This is a genomic window from Vibrio sp. Vb0304 (genome assembly GCF_033338995.1).
Lineage (GTDB): Bacteria > Pseudomonadota > Gammaproteobacteria > Enterobacterales > Vibrionaceae > Vibrio > Vibrio alginolyticus.
Map to the genome: position 1 here is coordinate 1 of NZ_JAWOTT010000141.1, position 1,367 is coordinate 1,367.

General features: G+C 45.1%; 3 protein-coding genes. All 3 read left to right on the forward strand.

Annotation, left to right across the window (positions count from 1 at the left end):
* Positions 1–190, forward strand: a 190-nt coding sequence (locus tag R7P35_RS24480; RefSeq protein ID WP_411978891.1) for a PilN domain-containing protein, incomplete at its 5' end; no start/stop codon positions are given.
* Complete coding sequence (locus tag R7P35_RS24485) at positions 183–776, forward strand: type 4a pilus biogenesis protein PilO (RefSeq protein ID WP_005480482.1); 594 nt, start codon at positions 183–185, stop codon at positions 774–776. The genes R7P35_RS24480 and R7P35_RS24485, both read left to right, overlap by 8 nt.
* Entirely contained in the window at positions 766–1,281 is a 516-nt protein-coding gene (locus R7P35_RS24490; RefSeq protein ID WP_015297395.1) for a pilus assembly protein PilP, read from the forward strand. Before R7P35_RS24485 ends, R7P35_RS24490 begins: the two co-directional genes overlap by 11 nt.
* Positions 1,282–1,367 lie beyond the last annotated feature (86 nt).

The window sequence follows — 1,367 nt, forward strand, 5'->3', positions numbered from 1 at the left end:
TATTTCAGACAGTACACCTCGGCTAGCAACCATGCTCGATAACATGGAACGTTCTGCCAAGCTACTGGATGTTGAAATGCACTCTATCGTGCACGGAAAAGCCCGTTTCGGTAAAGAGTTTCAGACCTTTAAAGTGTCCTTCATGTTTAACACGGTAGAAGAGAAGAAAGAGGGAAAACAACATGGTTAATTGGCAAGATCTAGAAATGGATGAGATTGCTGAATGGCCATTACTGCCTCAGCTTGTAGTGATCTGCCTGCTTGTTCTTCTTATCCAAGGGTTTGGTTATTGGTTTTACTTAAAGCCAGAAGAGGCTCGCTTGAACAATTTGATTCAAGAGGAGCAAACATTAAAAGTGGCATTGCGCATAAAAGCCAACAAGGTGGCTGCATTGCCTCAATTGCAATCTCAACTGGACGAGCTCACTACGCGTTATGAGTTGCTGTTGCAACAACTACCGGCACAAAAAGAGTTGGCCACAATGTTGGCGTCGGTAAACGAACTCGGTATCGACAACAAGTTAACGTTTACTCGAATCGATTGGGGAGAAAAGCAATCTGAAAACTTCCTGTATCGATTGCCACTAAATATCGAGCTAACAGGTGATTTCCACGATATCGGTCGTTTTTCACAGGCCATTGCCACACTGCCACGCATCATCACCTTTAAAGACGTGACTTGGCAGCGTGTCAGCCAAGAGAGTGAAACTTTGCACTTCCGAGTGAGAGCAAACACTTATCAGTTCAAGCCTGAGGAAAAGAAAGATGAGAAATAAATCTTTGCTGACGGTGTTGGTAAGCGCTCTATTGGTCGGGTGCCAGGCGAATGATGAATCATTAACGGATTTTATTCGTGGTGTTGAGAGCCAGGCTCGGCGAGATGTGGAGACGCTCAAACCTGCTGACAAATACATCGCAGTGGCGTATGCCCCAGAAGTGATGCGTGCTCCTTTCGAATTGCCCAAAGAGGCGACCATCGCAACTCAACCTGTTGCGAGAAAAGATTGTTGGCAACCGCCGAACCGAGCGAGATCTGGCAAGTTAGAAAAATTCCCACTCAGCCAACTTCGTTTAAAAGGAGTGATGGGTATGGGGAACACCGTTTCTGGTTTAGTTCAAGCCCCGAATGGCACGGTTTACAAAGTGAAACCAGGTCAATACCTCGGGCGTAATAACGGTAAGGTCACCCATGTTACCCACTCCTATTTGTTGATTAATGAAACCTTGCCCGATGGTTTGGGGTGCTGGCAAAAACGTAAAGTTAAGTTGGCTTTGAGATAGATATAGCTGCATTTATTTTTGATATTGAGTAATGAAAATGAGACAAGGATTAACACGTACACCAAGGATACTTACTGGGCTCTTCT

Coding starts and splice junctions, on each gene's coding strand:
- R7P35_RS24485 (WP_005480482.1), top strand. CDS start 183: ATGGTTAATTGGCAAGATCTAGAAATGGATGAGATTGCTGAATGGCCA.
- R7P35_RS24490 (WP_015297395.1), top strand. CDS start 766: ATGAGAAATAAATCTTTGCTGACGGTGTTGGTAAGCGCTCTATTGGTC.